At 36.4% G+C, this 3,196-nt stretch carries 2 protein-coding genes; both read right to left on the bottom strand.

Annotated elements, in window-relative coordinates; all coding sequences use genetic code 11:
- The coding region (locus ACHZDT_RS20720) for an FGGY family carbohydrate kinase (RefSeq protein WP_394776604.1) at nt 1–1,064 on the bottom strand (1,064 nt) is incomplete at its 3' end.
- 28 nt (nt 1,065–1,092) lie between these two features.
- Nucleotides 1,093–2,670: an FAD-dependent oxidoreductase gene (locus tag ACHZDT_RS20715; RefSeq protein WP_394776603.1), complete on the bottom strand. Its 1,578-nt coding sequence runs from the start codon at nt 2,668–2,670 to the stop codon at nt 1,093–1,095.
- Nucleotides 2,671–3,196: the final 526 nt, after the last annotated feature.

Below are 3,196 nucleotides of genomic sequence, written 5' to 3'. Positions count from 1 at the left end.
CAGTGCGGTGCACCCAGCCCGGCAAAAGCAGGAACAACGTAAACACCGTCAGTAGAATTTACAGAAGCTGCAAGCGCTTCAACTTCTTCCGATTTTTTTATAATCCCCAACCCATCTCGTAACCATTGCACCACGGCACCGGCAATAAAAACACTTCCTTCCAAAGCATAATGGGTAATACCGTTTATCTTCCAGGCTACGGTGGTTAATAAATTATTGTTGGAGATGACGGGTTGCTCACCTGTATTCATCAACATAAAACAACCAGTTCCGTAAGTGTTTTTTACCATTCCTGAAGTGGTACATAACTGACCAAAAAGTGCTGCCTGTTGATCTCCGGCAACACCTGCAATAGGAATTTTTGATGCAAATAGGGTAGTAGAGGTTTCCCCATAAATTTCACTGCTTTCTTTTACTTCCGGCAACATTGCTCTTGGAATATCAAATAATTCTAATAATTCATTATCCCATTCTAAAGTATGAATATTAAACAATAAAGTTCTGCTGGCGTTAGAAACATCAGTCATAAACAATTTGCTTCGGGTTAGTTTCCAAATTAACCATGTATCCACAGTTCCAAAACATAGTTTTCCCTGTTCAGCTTTTTCACGTGCTCCGGGAACATTATCTAAAATCCATTTAACTTTTGTTCCTGAGAAATAAGCATCCAGAAGCAAACCTGTTTTCTTCTGAATCATTTCAGCATGTTCCTGAGCTTTTAATTCGTCACAAAATTTTGCAGTTCTTCGATCTTGCCAGACGATCGCATTGTAAACAGGTTCACTTGTTTCCCTGTCCCATACAATAGTAGTTTCCCTTTGATTTGTAATTCCAATTGCGGCAATTTCCCTGCCTGAGATTCCTACTTTTGCAATAACTTCTGCAGCGACACTTACTTGCGAAGACCAGATTTCATTCGGGTCGTGTTCAACCCATCCCGGTTTTGGAAAAATTTGTTCAAATGGTTTTTGAGAAAGGCTTACAATTTCGCCTTTATGGTTAAACACAATAGCCCGTGAGGAAGTAGTTCCCTGATCCAAAGCTAAAATTAATTTATTTGGCATTGCTCGTATATGTTTTTATATTAGATATTTAGTGAAATTCTGATAAAAGAAACCCTTTTGAAGTTTCTTTAAAATGCGATATTTCTTTGCTAATCCAGGCTTCGTCATGTCCCAGCTCTTTAGCAATTAATCGTGCTACTTTTTCTGAAGATTGTCTTGCGGCTCTCGCATCTAAAAATAATAAACGAACGCGCCTTGCTAAAATATCATCAATAGTTCGTGCCATTTCATATCGAATCGCCCAAACAACTTCTGCCATTGTAAATTCGTGGTCAGGATGAAGTTTCTCTTTTAATTCGGGCTCGTTTTCCTGCAATTCAATTATCTTAGAAATATCAGAACCATAGATGTACAAATGATTTTCCCTGTCTAAAGTAGTTGTGGGTTTATTTCCATGAATAGCAAGATGTTCTGTATTGCATGCTTTTGCAGGTAATTTTCCTTTTTTAATTGCTTTATCAATAATGTCTTCAGCAATTTTTCTATAAGTGGTCCATTTTCCACCGGTGATAGTTATTAATCCGGTTTCCGAAACAATAATTTTGTGGCTTCTCGAAACCTCCTTAGTACTTTTTCCTTCTTCTTCAGGCGCTGCCAAAGGTCGCAAGCCAGCATAAACAGATAAAACATCAGCTCTGGTTGGTTTTTTAGCCAGAAAACGTTGCGCAGTTTCCAGTACAAACTCAATTTCACTTTCTAAAGCAATAGGTTCCAAGCTGTGTTTCTTAATTAACGTGTCCGTTGTTCCTATTACAATCCTGTTATGCCATGGCACAGCAAATAAAACCCTTCCATCGCTTGTTTTAGGAATCATCAAAGCATGATCGCTCGGTAAAAAAGATTTATCAAATACAAGGTGGATTCCCTGACTTGGCACAATATATTTTTTATAAACAGTATCATTTAATTTCATTATTGCATTTGTAAAAACTCCCGTTGCATTAATGATTGCTGATCCTTTTATATCGTATTTGTCTCCGGTTTGGTGATCTATTGCCTGAACGCCAATAATTTGGTTTTTATCATCTTTTAATAAATTGATCACTTTTATGTAATTTAAAACACAGGCACCATTCTCAACTGCTGTTTGAGCAATATTTATTGCCATACGTGAATCATCAAATTGTCCGTCATGATAAATAACACCGCTTACCAACCCTTTTTCTTCAACGGTAGGAAGCATTTCAATAGTTTTTTTCTTTGAAATATATTTTGACCTGCCCAAACTTAAACGTCCGGCGAGTAAATCGTAAACTGTTAACCCAACGGTATAAAACCAACCGCCCCACCAATTATAATTAGGAATTACAAAAGACTGATTTTTAACTAAATGACCCGCATTCTTAGCCATTAAACCTCTTTCTTTCAAAGCCTCTCGTACAAGATGAATATCGCCTTGTTCTAAATAACGAACACCGCCGTGAACTAATTTAGTGCTTCGGCTCGAAGTTCCCTTCGCAAAATCTATAGCTTCAAGTAAAATTGTTTTATAACCCCGGCTTGCAGCATCAAGAGCAGTTCCAAGACCGCTTGCACCGCCACCAATTATAATAACATCCCACTTTTCAGTATTTTTTAATTTGGACAATTGCTCTGAGCGTTCCATATAGTATGATTTGTTTGTTTTGTAAGATTTAATCTTACGTTATAAACTTAATGAAACTAAACGAGACCAAAGCAAAGTCAGACGATTATTTAAATTGAAATATTTTTTGGGTTGTTGAAGCCCTAAAAAATAAACCCGACAGGTTTTAAAAACCTGTCGGGTTTGGCTGAGTATGTCATTTCGACAAAAGGAGAAATCGCACTCGTAACTCGCCAAAGATTTGCAATTTTAGGGATGAAGTTTCTTGTAATTGTGTAGAATGGATTAAAATTCATCCCTGCAATATGTTTTGTTTCTCCGGAACTTTATAAGACAGGAAATCATTTAATTTTATCGAGTAAACGAAAAAGATAAACTAAACGAAAAAGTAAACCCGACAGGTTTTAAAAACATAAGTGTTCGGAAGAGTTAAATTGATTTATATATATTTAGTATTAAAGTCTAATTGTATGGAAAAGAAAGTCACAGTAGGTTCTTTATTAAAATTGATCGATAAAGATTCTTTAGAATTAATAGCCATTGAAAC

It is taken from the genome of Flavobacterium sp. (assembly GCF_043722275.1).
In the GTDB taxonomy this organism is placed as follows: domain Bacteria; phylum Bacteroidota; class Bacteroidia; order Flavobacteriales; family Flavobacteriaceae; genus Flavobacterium.
This window is presented reverse-complemented; position numbering and strand designations above follow the sequence as displayed.

What these genes read in the sequence shown, in the direction of transcription:
- ACHZDT_RS20715 (WP_394776603.1), bottom strand. Translation starts at nt 2,670, where the DNA reads ATGGAACGCTCAGAGCAATTGTCCAAATTAAAAAATACTGAAAAGTGG.